The sequence below is a fragment of the Pseudomonas sp. Os17 genome, from assembly GCF_001547895.1.
Classification (GTDB): Bacteria; Pseudomonadota; Gammaproteobacteria; order Pseudomonadales; family Pseudomonadaceae; genus Aquipseudomonas.
Genome location: NZ_AP014627.1, coordinates 6,721,082 through 6,737,588, shown reverse-complemented (window position 1 = coordinate 6,737,588; position 16,507 = coordinate 6,721,082). Strand labels below are relative to the sequence as shown.

Sequence of the window (16,507 nt, the reverse complement as noted above, 5' to 3'; positions counted from 1 at the left end):
TTGAACCCTGTCAGTTGCCGCGCTGCCAATGCAGGTGCTCACCGATCATGACCGTCGACAGGGTCTGATCCGGGTCATAGCCGAGGTCATAGTCGAGCTGCTTGAACCAACTGGTGGCGAAGGTCGAGGCCCTGGCGACACGCCCGGCTTGCAACTGGTCGACGCGGACGTACCAGTTGTTGGGTGGCGTGACGGACAGGTAGTGGTTCAGGTTGTCGGCGCTAAAGGTCCAGCACAGGGACAGCAGGCGCGACTCCGCCGGTCGTGCTTCATAAATGTGCGCGCTGACGATCAGGGCCTTGCCATCGAACAGATGGCGATAGCGGACGTTTTCACCGTAGGTGGTCACGTCCTTGTCAAAGCGGCTGATGCTCAGGATCAGTTGTCCGTCGGCATCGAAACCATAGGCCTGCAGATTCTTCGATTCACGGCTGGCCTTGCTCAGCGACGCCAGGGGTTTTCCCTCCTTGCTGACGCTGGGTATCAAGCGTTCAAAGGGGATGAGCTCCAGGGTCGGGCCTAGGGAATACTCCCAGCGGACCACGGCTTGCCTGATCGCCTGATAGTGCTGGTGAACTTGCAGCTCATAACGCTTGAACAGCTCGCCGAGGGTGTTGCGCCGGCTTTCAAGCTCCGGGTTGTGCATGACATTCATTGGGTTATTTCCCCCCGCAGGCGTTGAAGGATTTTTTCCACGAGCCGTTTTCCATTCTTCCCGTGATGTTGGCAAGCACGTTTCTCATGTTCAGATTCTTGCGCTTGGCGGATTTGAGGATCTTGTACAGCAGCTTGTCGTTTTCCTTGCCGTGAATATGGGTTCCACCGTGATAGTTGCCTGCCGCCTTCGCCGCGTCCTTGCCTGGGTGCCCAGGCTGGGCCAGTTGGTTGGGGTGCGTGCCCCAGAGCCTTGCACCGTTCTCTGGGATATCCGGGTGCAGCTTGGCGTCTTCGAGGATCTTGCGTGAGTTCTTGGCGTAGATATTGGTCGCATTCTCCTTGATCGCATGGTGCGGGGTTTGTCCCGGTGCCAGCGGTCGCCCGGCATTGGCCATGTTCTTGCCGAGTTCCTCGGCGGTCAGGCCCAGGGGATCAATCCAGATGGCCGTGTTAGGCCCATAGAGATAGAGGTTGAACCCACCTTCCAGGCCAATCGGGTCAGGTGTGGTAAAGCGACCAATATCCGGGTCATAGAAACGCAAGGTGTTGTAGTGCAACCCGGTTTCCCGATCCAGGTACTGTCCCTGGAATCTCAGGTTCTGCTCTTCGAGGAAATGGGCTTCGCGCTGTTCTTCGAGACAGTTGCCCCAGACCTGATAACGAGCCTGCCACAGCACCTGCCCATCGACTTCCGTCAACTGCTCGGGTAGGCCGTTGAGGTCATTGTGGTAATAGCGGACCTTTTGTTGTGCGCCGACACCATCGACTCGCGCCAGCACTTCATAGCCCTCGTCGGCATACAGATAGAGGCTGCTCAGGCCGTTTTTCTGCTCCTGCAGCAGGCGTAAGCCGTTCCAGGTGAAACGGGTTTCGTTCAGTACCTGACCCTGAGGGTCGAGTTCGATCTTTTCGGTCCGCCGCCCCAGTGGGTCATAGCCCATGCGCACCAGGGTTTCCCGGGCGCCATCCTGGGTACGTACTTCCACCAGTCGATGTTCCGCGTCATAGCGCAGGTGCTGGATGCGTCGGCTGCCGCTGCGCTTTTCCACTACCCGGCCAAAGGCGTCGTAGCGATAGCGTTTGTCCTGGTAGGTCAGCAGCTTGTTGTGGACCACCAGCCCGGCCCCGGCTTGCGGTCCGTCCAGCAGGTTGGCCGCGGCATCGTAGGCAAAAGTATCCCCTGTGTGCCTTGTGGGCTGTCTTGGCTGGCCATGATGCGGCCAGTGGCATCGTAGTGCAGCAACTGCCGGTGCTCGCCCTGGGGGAGGCGATCGACGCGCCCCACCAGCTGATTGGCGGGATCGTAAGCGAACTGCCGTTCCCGGGAGGCCGACAATAGTTGCTGCTGGCCCGTGGGGCGCCGCATGCGCGAGCGCAAGCGGCCGGTGCGGTCGTATTCGCTGTGGGTGCTGATCCGCCCCTGGGTGCGCAGGACTTCGCGGTGCAAGCGATCACGCTCGAAGTCGCTGATGAGCTGGCCGTCGAGGTTGATCTGATGCAGATGACCGCTGCCGTAATACAGCCGGTTGATCCAGCGCCCATCGGCCAGTTGGGTCTGGGTCAAGTTGCCCAGTTCGTCGTAATGGTGGCGCAACTCACCCGCTGCGCTTTGCTCCGTCAGAAGCTGGCCCAGGGCATTGTAGGTAAAGCCCAATGAGCGGCTCTGGCCATGCTGGTCGGTGAAGGTGGCGCCGAGTAGTTGATTCAGCGGGTCGTAGAGGTACTCGCTGCGGCCATCGTCGGTGACCTTGGCGACCATGCGCCCCACCGCATCGCGTTCGAACAGGTGGACGATAGGGGGGCTGGGGGGTGAGGCTGAATCACCGTCCTGGGGCGCTGGGGCGAACTCCATCCTGACGGCGTTATCCAGGGGGTCGTAGGCAAAACGCCGAGCACTGCCGTCGAGGTCGCGCTGCTCCAGCAGTCGATCGGCGGCGTCCCAGGTGAAGCGGTAGCTCTCGGCGTTCTCGTTGGTCAGCGTCTGCAGGCGCCCGTAAGTGTCGTAGGTGAAGTGGACGCGCCGGCCATGGGCATCGATGCGCACCTGGAGCTTGCCGCGCCGATCGTATTCGTAGCGGCTGCTGTGTCCCGCCGGATCGGTGTAGCAAAGCAATTGACCGGCGGTGTTGCGCTGGTACTGCTCGATGCGGCCGTCGGCCAGTTGAATGCTTAGCAGGCGCCCCTGTGGGTCGTGTTCGAAGGTCTGGCGCTCACCGAGGGCATCGGTCGCCACCTGAAGATAGCCGTGGCGGTCATAACTGAAACGTGTGGGGTAGCCCGAGCAGTCGACGTATTTGAGTAACTGGCCCAGGTCATTCCAGGTCAGTTGCTTGCGCTTGCCACCGGCATCGATGATTTCCACCACCCGCCCATGATGGTCGTAGCGATAGCGGGTGCTATTGCCCAGCGGGTCGGTTTCGCCAATGCAATTGCCACGCTTGTCGTACTGGTAGCTCCAGCTGTTGCCGGCGGCATCGGTTTCTGTCAGCGGCAGCGACCAATGCTCAAGCCACAGGGTCGATTCGTTGCGGCCCAGGGGATCGATATGGCTACACAGGTTGCCGGTTTCGTCGTAGCCGTACTGGTACTGGCCGCCTTGCGGGTCCGTGGCGCCGAGTAACTGGCGCTCTTCGTTCCACTGGAACCGCCAGACCTGGCCAAGCTTGTCCTGGTATTCGGTGATCTGGTGCTGAGGGTTCCATTTGCGCAGGCTCTGACGCTGCAGACCATCGGTGATGCGGGTAATACCGGCTTGCAGGTCGTAGTCGAAATGGTACTCGTCACCGGCGTCGGTCCAGTGCCGGACTACGCGCCATTCGCGCTCATCGACCCGGGCCCAGGCATAAAAACAACGCAAGCCGGTGGGCAGTTGATGCTCCACCATGCGCCGCTGCGGGTCATAGGCAAAGCGTCGGCTGACTTGGCCACTGGTATCGCGCACCTGGACGAGATTGCCCTGGGTATCGTAGTCATAACTGGCCAGGACCTCGCGCTGCTGGTCGGCGTGCAGCCGCTCGATCCGCGCCAGCCGTCCTGGCCATTGGTTGCTGGGAATCAGCTCCACCTGGAGCAGGTCGAAACTGTCCCGCAGGCGGGTGATGCGTCCACTCGGGTCGTATTCGAGATGGATCCGGTTGTCGTTGCGATCCCCCAGCAGGCTCAGGCGCAGTCGCAACGGGTTGCCGGGGCTGGGCTCGAACAGCCGATACACGCCATCGCTGCTTTCGATCAGCAAGCGGCCATCGGTATTGCGCCTTACGCTCAGGCCGGTTCCGGGGCTGAACATGGCGCCACCCGGAGCAATCGAGCCCATGTCGATCTGGCGTCCCTGCTCATCGGTGTAAAGCAGCCGTTCGCCTCCCTCGGGATGCGTCTCGATCTGTACGCTGACTTCGAAGGGCACGCTCCAGCCGGTCCCGAACAGGCCGTCCTGGCGTTCATCGCGACTGTTGTAGAAGCGCTGCCAGGTGATCGGCAGCATGCCGGGGAGGACGAAGTCCAGGTCATCCTCGCCACCTAGCACCTTGGCCCCGGTCGCGGCATGCACCGGATTCGGCGACCCGGCGATAGCCTGGGTCAGCGCATTGGTCGCCTGGCTGACGACAAACGAATTGACCCCGGCCATCAGCATGCACGGCAGGTTGCTGAGGAACTTGCCCTTGCCGCCCTTGAGCATCATCAGCGCGCTCACCGCCAGGCCAACCCCCGGGGTCTTGCCGCTGCGGATCTCGCGCACCACCACCGAGCCGCCACCGATGGTCACGTCGGGGGAGATCGGTCCGGCGGATACCACCTTGGCGTCGCAGGTGCTGCGGTCACCGCTGCGCACCGCCGGCTGGCCGTCGATGCTGACCTTTTCCGAGCCTTCGGCCAGGTACTGCAGGGGCATCGGCGGGTGCTTGGTGCAGGTCACCAGGTCCAGTTCCTTGGTCTGCGAGCCGGGCGCCGGGGAGGCCACGGTGGGCCGCCACATCTGCGAGAAGAATTCCTTGGCCATGTCGAGAAAGCCCGGGCCTTCCTCCGGGGTGGCCGAAGGGGTGTCGGTGGCTTCGCCTTCCTCGGCGCCGTCGCCGCTGATCTGCGACGGCGGGGCGATACCGGCCGCGCGGGCCGCCGGTTTGTTGTTGGTCAGGACCTTTTTCGAGCCGCTGGCAATGGTGGCCTGGATCGAGGGCGGGAACAGGGCATTGGCGAAGCCCTCGCATAAATTGCTCAGGCCCTTGTCGGCGCCGGTCTTGCTCATGACCACGCCGACCACCACGCCCACCACCAGCCCCAGTACGCAGGCACCGAGGCCGCCGGTGGCCACGGTGATGCCCGCCGCCGCGGCCACCGCCATGGTCGCCAGGGCGCCGATGGCGACGTTGGCCGCCACCTCCAGCACACCGCCGAGGATGTCGGCCATCATCGAGGTGTGTTCCAGCCCGTCGCCCAGTCGGGCGGCCCACAGCGCGTCAGACATGCCCCGGTCTCAGCCCAGCACCAGGCTGTGCTTGATCTGCGCCCAATGCGCGGCTTCGGCGTCGCCGAGTTTCTGCGCCTTGACGTAGCTCATGGCGAGCATCTGCCGGGTGCCCGGCAGCACCAGGGCCAGCTGGAACTGGAACACCTTTTCGCTGCCCTTGCTGAACTGGCTGAGCAGCTCCAGGCCCGGAATGTCCTGGGCCGGGCCCAGCAGCACCGGCTGCGGACCCTTGACCCGCAGTTCCTGCACTTGCTGTTCCAGCCGCTGCAGCTGGCTGGCCAGGCTGCTCTCCAGGGTTTCGCCGTCGCCCAGCAGGCTGCGGCTGACGATCAGCGAAGTGCCCAGGGCCGGGAACTTGAGGATGTTGATCGAGGCGTCCTGCAGTTCGCCGGCAGGGGGCTGGAACTGCAATTCATTGAGGCGATAGGTCATGGCATGGGCATCCGTTCGTTAGCCTTTGGGGGCGGAAAAGGGGGCTTTGGCCTTGGCGCTGATGGCGCCCTGCACACCCTGGCCCTCGGTGGTGGTGCCCGGGCCGCCGCCGTTGTTCAGGTGCAGCACGCCACCGGTATTGATCTCGGCATCGGCCGAGGCATGCACGCTGATGTTGACCCCGCACAGGTTGATCTGGCCGCTGGCATTGAGCTCCAGGATGCTGGCCCCGCACACCAGGCGCAGGCGTTCGCCGACCTCGATCACGTAGCTCTGGCCGATGCTGTCGAGCTTCTTCTCGCCCACCGTCAGCTCATCCACGTGCTGGACGATGCGCGTGCGCTTGTTGCCGATGGTCACGTACTCGTCGTGGCCGATGCTCTTGTTGCGGTTGTTGCCCACCGAGTGGCTTTCGTTGACCTCGACCACGATGTCCTGGTTGCGCTCGGCGTGGATGTACAGCTGCTCGGCGCCCTTTTTGTCTTCCATGCGGATTTCGTTGAAGTTGGCCGGGCTGCCGCCCTTGCTCGACCGGCTCTTCATGCCGCTCTGGGTGGCGTTGGCCGGCAGGTCGTAGGGCACGGTCTGCTCGGCGTTGTACACCCGGCCGGTGATGATCGGGCGGTCGGGGTCGCCTTCGAGGAAGCTGACGATCACTTCCTGGCCGATGCGCGGGATCTGCATCGAGCCCCAGTTCTTCCCGGCCCAGGCCTGGGACACGCGAATCCAGCACGAGCTGTTTTCGTTGGACTGGTCGTGGCGGTCCCAGTGGAAGTGCACCTTGACCCGGCCGTACTGGTCGGTCCAGATCTCCTCCCCGGCCGGGCCCACCACCCGCGCGGTCTGCGGGCCCTGGACCATCGGCTTGTGGGTGCTGGCCAGGGGCCGGAAGCTCTGCTGGGCATCGATGCAGGTCAGGTGGCTTTCGAACTGCGCCGAGCCGCCACCACCGCCGGTTTCCAGGCTCTCCTGGACCACGTAGTAGCGGATGCCGACGATCAGGTATTCGCGGTTCTGGTCCTGGCGGCTGAAACCGCTGAGGGTGAACAGGTTGCCCACGCCCAGGCCCCGCGCGTTGCCGCTGAGCTCGATGCGCTCGTGCAGGCTCTGCAGGGCTTCGATGCGGGTCTGCGCGTAGTGCTCGCCGTCGCTGCTTTGCACGTAGGTGCCCGGGTAGTCATACAGCGGGTAGTCGCCGGCGGCGTGGGGCCGGGGCATGGCCGAGCGCACGTCGATGCGCGCGCTGGGGCGCTGGAAATCGTAGTCGTTGAGTTCCAGCGAGCCCGGCTGCACCTCCTGGGCCAGGTGCCAGTCGAACATGTGGTCGCGCTCGCGCTGCTGCTCGTCCCGTGGGTAGTAGGGCACGGTGGCATAGCCGGGCACGCTGCTGTGGGCGCCATAGGCGTCGGCCAGCACCAGCACGTGGCGGTCCTTCTCGTGGCGGAAGAAGTAGTAGATGCCTTCCTGCTCCATCAGCCGGCTGACGAAATCGAAGCTGGTTTCGCGGTACTGCACGCAGTACTCCCACTCCCGGTAGGGGCGGCTGAGGGCGTCTTCGAAATCGGAAAAGCCCAGGTCGCGGAACACCTGCTTGATGATCTGCGGGATGCTCAGGTGCTGGAAAATCCGGCAATCGGAGGTGCGGCTGAGCAGCCACAGCCAGGGCCGCAGGGTGACCTGGTAGCTGGCGAACTGGCCGCTGTCGATGTTCTGGCTGCAGCGCGCGACGATGCCGTGGAAGTGCCGCTGGCCACCGCCGTCCAGCTGCACGCTGAGGCCCATGGGCTTGCCCAGCAACTGGTTGAGGTCGATGTTGGCGTCACTGGAGGTCAGTTGCAGCTGGTAGTCGAACAACCGCCCCAGCTCCTCGCCGCCGCCCATGCTCTTGAGCAGCAGGACGTCCGGTCCCAGGGGGCAGTTGACCTGTGCCAGTCGTGTGGATTGCTGAAATAACATCGTCAGTCTCGGTGGAGGATAAAAGCAGCTGCAAGCTGCAAGTGGCTAGCTACAAGCTTGGAGCTTGGAGCTTGCAGCTGACCCCTAGTTTGTTTCGCTGAAGTCGTAGTGCAGTTCGTTGTCGCGCTGGCTGATGCGCACCCCGGCCAGTGCCTTGCCTTCGAGCATGCGGGTGAGGAACTCGCGGCTCATGTCCGGCAACAGGCTGTTGGTCAGGATGGCGTCGATCATCCGCCCGCCGCTTTCGGTCTCGGTGCAGCGCGAGACGATCAGGTCGATGACCGCGTCGTCGAAGTCGAAATCCACCTTGTGGGTGCTTTCCACGCGCTTCTTGATCCGCCCCAGTTGCAGGCGGGTGATCGCCTTGAGCATCTCGTCGCTGAGCGGGTAGTAGGGGATGGTCACCAGGCGTCCCAGCAGCGCCGGCGGGAAGATCTCCAGCAACGGCTGGCGCAGGGCCTTGGCGATTTCCTCGGGCTCGGGCACCGCCTGCGGGTTCTTGCAGACGTTGGCGATCAGCTCGGTGCCGGCGTTGGTGGTGAGCAGGATCAGGGTGTTCTTGAAGTCGATCATGCGGCCTTCGCCGTCTTCCATGACGCCCTTGTCGAACACCTGGAAGAAGATCTCGTGCACGTCCGGGTGGGCCTTTTCCACCTCGTCCAGCAGCACCACGCTGTAGGGCTTGCGTCGCACCGCTTCGGTGAGCACGCCGCCTTCGCCGTAGCCGACGTAGCCTGGCGGGGCGCCCTTGAGGGTGGACACGGTGTGGGCTTCCTGGAACTCGCTCATGTTGATGGTGATGACGTTCTGCTCGCCGCCGTACATGGCTTCGGCCAGGGCCAGGGCGGTTTCGGTCTTGCCCACCCCGGAGGTGCCCGCCAGCATGAACACGCCAATCGGCTTGTTCGGGTTGTCGAGGCCGGCGCGGGAGGTCTGGATGCGCTTGGCGATCATCTGCAGGGCGTGGTCCTGGCCGATGATGCGCTTCTTCAGGTGCTGGTCGAGGTTGAGCACGGTTTCCAGCTCGTTGCGGGCCATGCGCCCCACCGGAATCCCGGTCCAGTCGGCGACCACCGAGGCCACCGCCTGATAATCCACGGTCGGCAGGATCAACGGGGTTTCGCCCTGCAGGGCGCTCAGGCGCTGCTGCAGGTCCACCAGCTTCTCGCGCAGGCCGTGGCTGTCGTCGCCGACGTCGCTGTCCACCAGGCCGACGTTCTCGCGCAGTTGGGCGCGGGTCGCCAGCAGTTCGTCGACCAGGGTCTTCTCTTGCGCCCAGCGGCTTTCCAGCTCGGCCAGGCGCTCGCGCTCGGCGGCCAGGAGGTTCTCGCTGTTGACCTGACGGTTGCCGATGGCCACGCCGATCGCCTGTTCCCGGGCGATGATCTGCAGCTCGGTTTCCAGGGCCTCGATGCGCCGGCGGCTGTCGTCCACTTCGGCCGGCACCGCGTGCAGGCTGATGGCGACGCGGGCGCAGGCGGTGTCCAGCAGGCTCACGGATTTGTCCGGCAGCTGGCGCGCCGGAATGTAGCGGTGGGACAGCTTGACCGAGGCTTCCAGGGCTTCGTCGAGGATCTGCACCTGATGGTGCTGTTCCATGGTCGAGGCCACGCCGCGCATCATCAGCAGCGCCTTGTCTTCCGAAGGCTCGGCCACTTGCACCACCTGGAAGCGCCGGGTCAGGGCCGGGTCTTTCTCGATGTGCTTCTTGTACTCGGCCCAGGTGGTGGCGGCCACGGTGCGCAGGGTGCCGCGGGCCAGGGCGGGTTTGAGCAGGTTGGCCGCGTCGCCGGTGCCGGCGGCGCCACCGGCGCCCACCAGGGTGTGGGCTTCGTCGATGAACAGGATGATCGGCTTGGGCGAGGCCTGGACGTCTTCGATGACCTGGCGCAGGCGCTGTTCGAACTCGCCCTTCATGCTGGCGCCGGCCTGCAGCAGGCCGACGTCGAGGCTGCGCAGCTCGACGTCCTTGAGCGCGGGCGGCACGTCGCCGGCGACGATGCGCAGGGCGAAGCCTTCCACCACCGCGGTCTTGCCGACCCCGGCCTCGCCGGTGAGGATCGGGTTGTTCTGCCGGCGGCGCATGAGGATGTCCACCAGTTGGCGGATCTCTTCGTCACGGCCGACGATCGGGTCGAGCTTGCCGCTGCGGGCCTGCTCGGTGAGGTCGACGGTGAAGCGCTTCAAGGCTTCCTGCTTGCCCAGGGCGCTGGGGGCCATGGCGCCGCTGGCTTCGCCGGGCACCGCCCCGGCATTGAAGCCGTCGCTGGCGCCGAGGGCGTTTTCCGGCGAGTCGCCGATGTATTCGTCAAAGCGTTCGCACAGGGTTTCGACCTTGATCTTGTCGAACTCCCGGGACAGCCCCAGCAGCGCGTGGCGCAGGCTCGGGGTCTTGAGGATGCCGATCACCAGATAGCCGGTGCGCACCTGGCTTTCGCCGAACATCAGGCTGCCGTAGACCCAGCCGCGCTCCACGGCTTCCTCGACGTGGGACGACAGGTCGGTGATCGAGGTCGAGCCCCGTGGCAGGCGGTCCAGGGCTTCGGTCAGGTCCTTGGCCAGGCGCGCCGGCTCCAGGTTGAACTGGCGGATGATGCGGTGCAGGTCCGAGTCCGCAAGTTGCAGCAACTGGTGCAGCCAGTGGGCCAGTTCCACATAGGGGTTGCCCCGCAGTTTGCAGAAGACCGTGGCGGCTTCGATGGCTTTGTAGGCAACGCTGTTGAGTTTGCCGAACAGCGCCGCGCGACTGATTTCACCCATGCTCTGTGCTCCTTGGTGTACGTGTGGTAGTGGCCTGATCGGCGTAGTGCCGGGCCAGAATGAGGTCCTTGGCATCACTGCCGGGTTGACCGAGCCAGGTGTTGAAACCCAGGCGCTGGCGGCCGTTGAGTTGCAGCTTGGGCACTTCGTCCTTGAGCAGGACCAGGTTCAGGTCCCAGTCCAGTTCATGCCCCAGGTATTCGGCGACCCAGGCCACCAGTTCCTTGAACTGCTGGCCGTCGGGCAGCATCCCCAGGTACTCGTCGAGCTTGAGCGGACCCAGGCGGATGCGGAATTTGTGCTGGCGGTCCCAGACGTGGCTGCCCAGGCAGAAGTCCACCCCCAGCTGGTGGGACTGCACCCCGAGCCGGCTGCGCTCGGGCAGCTCCAGCCACTGGCCGACGTATTCCTCGATCGCCACCGGCAGGCCGAAGTACTCGCCGATGATCGCCCGCAGGCCGTCGGGGTAGCGGGTCTGGGCCGCCAGATGGCCGCTGTAGTGCAGCTTGGCGGTGTCGGGGATCAGCCCCTGCCTGAGCAGGCTGGGCATGCCCCGGCCACTCAGGGCGGCGAGGCGCGCGGACCAATAGTCGTCGTCCGGGCGGTCATGGCTCACCGTTGGCCGGGCTTCGGCCCAGGCCCGGTAGAACAGGCTCAGCAGGCGATGGTGGAACACATCGAGAAAGCGCTTGCTGGTGCTGTCGGCGTTGTTGCGCTGGCGCTCGCGCACGTACTCGGTGATGTGCAGCGGCAAGGGGCCGTTGGGCCCGCCGAGGCCGAAGAAGAACTGCTCCAGGCGCGTGGTCGCGCCGTCGCTGCCGGGGGTCACCGAAGCCAGGGTCGAGGGGGCGAAGGTGCAGTCGGCCTGCTGGCCCAGGCGCAGAGGATCGTCCGCCAGGCGCAGGGAGTGACCGAAGCGCGGCAGTTGCGGCGACAGGCATTCGATACGCCGCAGGGCCTGGAAGAAGTCGTACTCCCAGGGCTCGGCGTGCATCGCCGTCAGCGTATTCAAAGAGTCGGACGCCGTCCGGGCTTGGCTTTCCATCGCATGATCTCGCCGCGTTCGGTGGTACGGATCACCGTCTCGGTAAAACTGTTGATCGACACGTAACGTGCCAGGAAGCGCTCGAAGACCGCACCGAGCAGGAACACCCCGGTGCCGCGAAACGCGTTTTCATCGAATTCCAGGGTGATCTCCAGGCCCCGGCCAAAGACGATCGGCCCGGGCATCGGCAGGCGCCGGGTCACCGCCTTGCTGCTGACGTCCCGCAGGCCCTCGATCTGCAGTTGCAGGGCCGCGTCGTTGCTGTCGCCGTACAAGCGCAGCAGCTCGCGCAGGGCGGCCGCGCCCTGGCCCTGTTCGCTCAGGGACAGGTAGTTCAGCGACAGCTGGCTGATCAGGCGCCAGGCCTTGCCGTCGTGGGCGTGGCTGGGCCGGGGCCGGCTCGGTCCCGCCAGGCAGCGGATGGCCTGCACCGGGGCGCTGTCGGCCAGGGTGAAATCGGTCTTGCCACTGCCCACGTTCATGAACAGCGGCAGATCGCGGTTGGTGCACAGGGCACTGACCCCGAGCTGGCGCAGGTCGTGGCGGTAGGGCGCCTGTCGGCTGTCCACCAGGCTGACGAACGACTCGCTGCCGATGTAGGTCGAGCGTGGACCGTTGCGGCGCTGGTCGCTGGACAGCACCCGCGGCTCGCGGCGGACGATGTAGTAGGCCTGGTCGCGGCCGTAGCGGGACGGGTCGCGCACCGCGTAGAACGGCAGGAACGGCTGTTCCGGCCCGGTGCCGTGGCCGCTGATGGCGCTCAGCGAGTGCACTTCGAAATCCATCGGTCGGGTCCGGTCGGCGATCACATGGTGCTCGTTGACCCGATCGGACAGGTGGATGCGGTCCAGGCGCTTGGGAAACAGGTTGATCGCCGGGGTGCAGAACGGCACGAACTGGGCGGCGCCGACGCTGCCTTCCAGGCTCTGCTCGAAGCGCTCGAAGAGCACGATCAGCTCCAGTTCCTGGCCGGCGCAACGTTGCACCGCGCGGCCCAGTTGGGCGAACTCGACGAACAGGAAGCGGTTGGGCAGGGCGAAGTATTCCTGCAGCAGGCGGTAGCCCTGGAACGCCTGGGGCACCACCGGCAGCGCCGCGTCGCGGTCATCGAACCCCCGTGAGCGCAGGGCGTCCTGGGGCAGGCGCTCGACCCAGTCGCCCCCCGGAGCCCGGGCGAACACCGCGCAGGCGTTGCCCAGGAGTTGCTCGTAGAGACGGAACGGCAATTCGTCGCTGCCGTTGAGGTACAGCGGCAACTGCTCCAGGGCCAGGCTGTTGAACGGCAGTTCGGCGCCGGTGCGCAGGGTCAGGCGCAGCCCGGCCTTGGCCTTGGGCTCGCTGGCGGCCAGGCGCCCGAGCACCGCCACCGGGTTGCCGAAGTACTCGGCCTGGGTGACTTGCAGCGGCCACAGGGTCACCGGGTGCGCGGTGCGGTATTCGCAGCAGGTCTGGGTGTCGCGACCCAGGGCGGCGCGCAGGCTGGTGTTGCGCTCCAGGGTGAAGCCGCTGCTCAGGGAGCCTTCGTCGGGATCGGCCTGCAATTGCACCACGGTCATCGACGGGGTCGGTGCCAGGTAGTGCGGGTAGGCGATCTCCAGCAGGTTGTGGGTGAAGGTCGGGTACTCGGCATCGAGCTTGAGCTGAACCCGTGCCGTCAGATAGGCGAAGCCCTCCAGCAGGCGCTCGACATAAGGGTCGGCGCAGTCCATGCCCGACAGGGTCAGACGGCTGGCGATCTTCGGGTATTCCTTGGCGAACTCCGCGGCGCTTTCGCGCACGTGGTGCAGTTCCTGGTTGTACAGCTCCAACAGGCGCGGATTCATGGGCGCCTCCGGGAATCGGCATGCACCACCCGTACATGGCCGGATTCCAGGTCCATGTCGGTTTGCAGCAGCAGGCGCAGGGGCATCGGCTGGGCCCACAGATCGCCCTCGATCTCGAAGCTCAGGGCGTTGTGGTTCATCTCGCCGGGGGCGGTGCGCGCGCGAACCCGCAGGGTGCTGCGCAGGATGCGTGGTTCGAAGGTGGCGATGGCCTGGTGGATCAGGGTCTCCAGGGCCGGGATATCGATGCTCGACGCGCTGTACCCGGCCAGGGCCGGCAGGCCGTAGTTGACCACCGACGTACCGGCGGGGGTGTGCAGGGTGGCGTCGGCTTCCAGCAGCGACGTGGTATTGAGCAGCCATGCCAGATCGCGCAGTACCGAGGCCTTGAGTTGGCTCAGGGACAGCACGCGTTTGTCCGGGCTTTCTTTCAGGTTGCCGGGTTCATCGTCGGTCAGACGATCCAGCAAAGAGGGTTGCAAGCGATCGCGGGCGGCGATGTCGGTTACCAAAGGGTTCGCTCCAGGATCGGATGGCGCAGGCATGACGTCACGAAAAGGGGCATAACCAAAGACTCACGAGGACCTGGTCCTCGCCAGCCGTCCCCGCCTCGTGCCGGGCACGAAGGGCGGGGCGGGTCGGTCGCGGCCCGCAGGCCGCGACCGCAGCGGATCAGCGCTTGGTGTTCGAGCGGATGTTCCAGCCGTACTTGATCGGGCCGCCGTCCTTGGTGCCGTCGGCTTTCTGTGGCTGGTACTCGACCATCACCTGAGCGAAGTTCAGGGTGATGTTTTCGGTCAGGCGGTCATCGCTGCCCGAACCGCCGGTGCTCAGCGAGGTGATCAGCACTTCTTCCAGGTCGATGATCATGTACTCGACCTGGCTTTCGCCGCCGGCCTTGCGCACGGTCAGGCGCACCTTGTCGATGTGCTTGCCGCTGGAGCAATGCATCATCAGGTTCGGCGATGCCTTGTCGACGTACTTGGTCAGCGACAGGTCCTGGATGTTCACCTTGCCCGCGCCACCGCCACCGCCGACGTGCATGTTGCCGGACTGGGACATGCCCCAGCTCCAGTTCAGCACGTCGATCTCGTCCTTGTGGGCTTTGTCCATGGACTCGCCCTTGATGTCACCGATCTTGATGAAAATATCAACAGCCATGTTTTCTCCCTGTGTGGCACTTGCCACGATGTTGATTCAGCTTCTGTCGCCGCAGCGCAGGGCCCTGTGGGCCTTGCGCGCCCTGGGGCCGCGACGCCAGGTTTGAGTCGGTTATGGGTCAGGCGCCCTTGGCGGACGGCAGTTTGGATACCAGGCGCAACGACACGGTCAGCCCTTCGAGCTGGTAGTGCGGGCGCAGGAAGAACTTGGAGTTGTAGTAGCCCGGGTTGCCTTCGACTTCCTCGACCACCACTTCCGCCGCGGCCAGCGGGTGCTGGGCCTTGGTGGTTTCGGTGGAGTGCGCCGGGTCACCGTCGACGTAGTTGAGGATCCAGTCCTGCAGCCAGCGCTGCATCTCGTCCTTCTCTTTGAACGAGCCGATCTTGTCGCGCACGATGCACTTCAGGTAATGGGCGAAGCGGCAGGTGGCGAACAGGTACGGCAGGCGCGCGGCCAGGTTGGCGTTGGCGGTGGCGTCCGGGTCGTCGTACTCGGCGGGTTTCTGCAGCGACTGGGCGCCGATGAAGGCAGCGAAGTCGGTGTTCTTCTTGTGCAGCAGCGGCATGAAACCGTTCTTCGCCAGTTCCGCTTCACGGCGGTCGGAGATGGCGATCTCGGTCGGGCACTTCATGTCCACGCCACCGTCGTCGGTGGGGAAGGTGTGGGCCGGGAGGTTTTCCACCTCGCCACCGGATTCCACGCCGCGGATCCGCGAGCACCAGCCGAAATGCTTGAACGAACGGTTGATGTTCACCGCCATGGCGTAGGCGGCGTTGGCCCAGGTGTACTTGGAGCTGTCGGCGCCGTCGGTGTTCTCTTCGAAGGCGAAGGCTTCCACCGGATCGGTCTTGGCGCCATACGGCAGGCGCGCCAGGAAGCGCGGCATGGTCAGGCCGATGTAGCGCGAGTCTTCCGATTCACGCAGCGAGCGCCAGCCGGCGTATTCCGGGGTGGTGAAGATCTTGGTCAGGTCGCGTGGGTTGGACAGTTCCTGCCACGAACCCATGCCCATCACGGTCGGCGAAGCCGCTGCGATGAACGGTGCGTGCATGGCCGCGCAGACCTTGGACAGCTCGCCCAGCAGTTCCACGTCCGGTGGCGACTGGTCGAAGTAGTAGTCGCCCACCAGGCAGCCGTAAGGCTCGCCGCCGAACTGGCCGTATTCCTCTTCGTACATCTTCTTGAAGATCGGGCTCTGGTCCCAGGCCGTGCCCTTGAACTTCTTCAGGGTCTTGTGCAGCTCCGGCTTGGAAATGTTGAGCACGCGGATCTTCAGCTGCTCGTCGGTCTCGGTGTTGTTGACCAGGTAATGCAGGCCACGCCAGGCGCTTTCCAGTTTCTGGAATTCCGGGTGATGGATCACCTGGTTGACCTGGGCGGTGAGCTTGGCGTCGATGGCGGCGATGATCGATTCGATCGACTTGATGGCGTCGTTGGACACCAGGTCGGTCTGCGCCAGGGCCTGCTCGGCCAGGGTCCGCACGGCGGTTTCCACGGCTTCGCGAGCGCGCTCGGTCTTGGGCTTGAATTCCTGCAGCAGCAGCGAAGCGAATTCGCTGGCCTGCTCGGTGGCGCCGGGTTGGGCCTGATTGTCACGCATCAATTCGGTCATGATCGTTGGTCCTGAGTTACGCGTTCGGCTCGGAGTCAGCAGGCTTTGGCGCACTGGCCAGGGCCTGGAGCAACGCCGGATCCTTGATGGCTTTCATGATGATTTCTTCGGCGCCGGTCTTGCCGTCCATGTAGGTCAGCAGGTTGGCCAGCTGAGTGCGGGCCTCCAGCAGCTGGTTCAGCGAGTCGACCTTGCGCGCCACCGCGGCAGGGCTGAAGTCGTCCATGCTCTCGAAGGTGATGTCCAGGCTCAGGTTGCCTTCGCCGGTCAGCTCGTTGGGCACGTGGAAGGCCACCCGGGGCTGCATCGCCTTGAGGCGCGAGTCGAAGTTGTCGACGTCGATTTCCAGGAACTTGCGATCGGCCACGGCCGCCAGGGGTTCGGCGGGCTTGCCGGCCAGGTCAGCCATCACGCCCATGACGAAGGGCAGCTGGACCTTTTTCTCGGCGCCGTAGAGTTCGACGTCGTACTCGATCTGCACCCGGGGCGCGCGGTTGCGCGCGATGAACTTTTGAGAACTTTGCTTCGCCACGTTGTGCTCCTGGTCGCTGCTGCGACGGTGTTGGCGTCGGTCGGTGGTTGCCGCTGACGATACT

Annotated in this window: 10 protein-coding genes and 1 pseudogene; all 11 read right to left on the bottom strand. The window is 64.8% G+C overall.

What is annotated here, in order from left to right; all coding sequences use genetic code 11:
- Positions 1-10: 10 nt before the first annotated feature.
- The 11 genes and pseudogenes from POS17_RS29940 to tssB all read right to left on the bottom strand — a co-directional run bounded on the left by POS17_RS29940 (position 11) and on the right by tssB (position 16,443).
- Positions 11-655, bottom strand: coding sequence for a hypothetical protein (locus POS17_RS29940; RefSeq protein WP_148654994.1), 645 nt, complete (start codon positions 653-655; stop codon positions 11-13).
- Between the two features lie 424 nt (positions 656-1,079).
- Positions 1,080-5,119 (bottom strand): annotated as a pseudogene (locus POS17_RS29935) (RHS repeat-associated core domain-containing protein); the annotation flags it as partial.
- 9 nt (positions 5,120-5,128) lie between these two features.
- Positions 5,129-5,554 (bottom strand): DcrB-related protein, encoded by a 426-nt coding sequence (locus POS17_RS29930; protein ID WP_060841746.1) that lies wholly within the window; start codon positions 5,552-5,554, stop codon positions 5,129-5,131.
- A gap of 18 nt (positions 5,555-5,572) precedes the next feature.
- Positions 5,573-7,510, bottom strand: a complete 1,938-nt coding sequence (locus tag POS17_RS29925) for a type VI secretion system Vgr family protein (protein WP_060841745.1) — start codon at positions 7,508-7,510, stop codon at positions 5,573-5,575.
- Between the two features lie 84 nt (positions 7,511-7,594).
- Positions 7,595-10,270 carry a type VI secretion system ATPase TssH gene (gene tssH, locus POS17_RS29920; protein WP_060841744.1) on the bottom strand — a complete coding sequence of 892 codons (2,676 nt, stop codon included), beginning with the start codon at positions 10,268-10,270 and terminating at the stop codon, positions 7,595-7,597.
- Complete coding sequence (gene tssG / locus POS17_RS29915; protein ID WP_060841743.1) at positions 10,263-11,315, bottom strand: type VI secretion system baseplate subunit TssG; 1,053 nt, start codon at positions 11,313-11,315, stop codon at positions 10,263-10,265. The genes tssH and tssG overlap by 8 nt, the downstream gene beginning before the upstream one ends.
- Complete coding sequence (gene tssF, locus POS17_RS29910) at positions 11,279-13,138, bottom strand: type VI secretion system baseplate subunit TssF (RefSeq protein WP_060841742.1); 1,860 nt, start codon at positions 13,136-13,138, stop codon at positions 11,279-11,281. Before tssF ends, tssG begins: the two co-directional genes overlap by 37 nt.
- Entirely contained in the window at positions 13,135-13,650 is a 516-nt protein-coding gene (gene tssE / locus POS17_RS29905) for a type VI secretion system baseplate subunit TssE (RefSeq protein ID WP_060841741.1), read from the bottom strand. Before tssE ends, tssF begins: the two co-directional genes overlap by 4 nt.
- Before the next feature lie 160 nt (positions 13,651-13,810).
- Positions 13,811-14,299 (bottom strand): Hcp family type VI secretion system effector, encoded by a 489-nt coding sequence (locus POS17_RS29900; protein ID WP_011064257.1) that lies wholly within the window; start codon positions 14,297-14,299, stop codon positions 13,811-13,813.
- A 118-nt stretch (positions 14,300-14,417) separates the two neighbouring features.
- Positions 14,418-15,911: a type VI secretion system contractile sheath large subunit gene (gene tssC, locus POS17_RS29895; RefSeq protein ID WP_016963864.1), complete on the bottom strand. Its 1,494-nt coding sequence runs from the start codon at positions 15,909-15,911 to the stop codon at positions 14,418-14,420.
- 16 nt (positions 15,912-15,927) lie between these two features.
- Positions 15,928-16,443: a type VI secretion system contractile sheath small subunit gene (gene tssB / locus POS17_RS29890; RefSeq protein ID WP_047289994.1), complete on the bottom strand. Its 516-nt coding sequence runs from the start codon at positions 16,441-16,443 to the stop codon at positions 15,928-15,930.
- Positions 16,444-16,507 lie beyond the last annotated feature (64 nt).

Coding starts and splice junctions, on each gene's coding strand:
- POS17_RS29940 (WP_148654994.1), bottom strand. CDS start 655: ATGAATGTCATGCACAACCCGGAGCTTGAAAGCCGGCGCAACACCCTC.
- POS17_RS29930 (WP_060841746.1), bottom strand. CDS start 5,554: ATGACCTATCGCCTCAATGAATTGCAGTTCCAGCCCCCTGCCGGCGAA.
- POS17_RS29925 (WP_060841745.1), bottom strand. CDS start 7,510: ATGTTATTTCAGCAATCCACACGACTGGCACAGGTCAACTGCCCCCTG.
- tssH (WP_060841744.1), bottom strand. CDS start 10,270: ATGGGTGAAATCAGTCGCGCGGCGCTGTTCGGCAAACTCAACAGCGTT.
- tssG (WP_060841743.1), bottom strand. CDS start 11,315: ATGGAAAGCCAAGCCCGGACGGCGTCCGACTCTTTGAATACGCTGACG.
- tssF (WP_060841742.1), bottom strand. CDS start 13,138: ATGAATCCGCGCCTGTTGGAGCTGTACAACCAGGAACTGCACCACGTG.
- POS17_RS29900 (WP_011064257.1), bottom strand. CDS start 14,299: ATGGCTGTTGATATTTTCATCAAGATCGGTGACATCAAGGGCGAGTCC.
- tssC (WP_016963864.1), bottom strand. CDS start 15,911: ATGACCGAATTGATGCGTGACAATCAGGCCCAACCCGGCGCCACCGAG.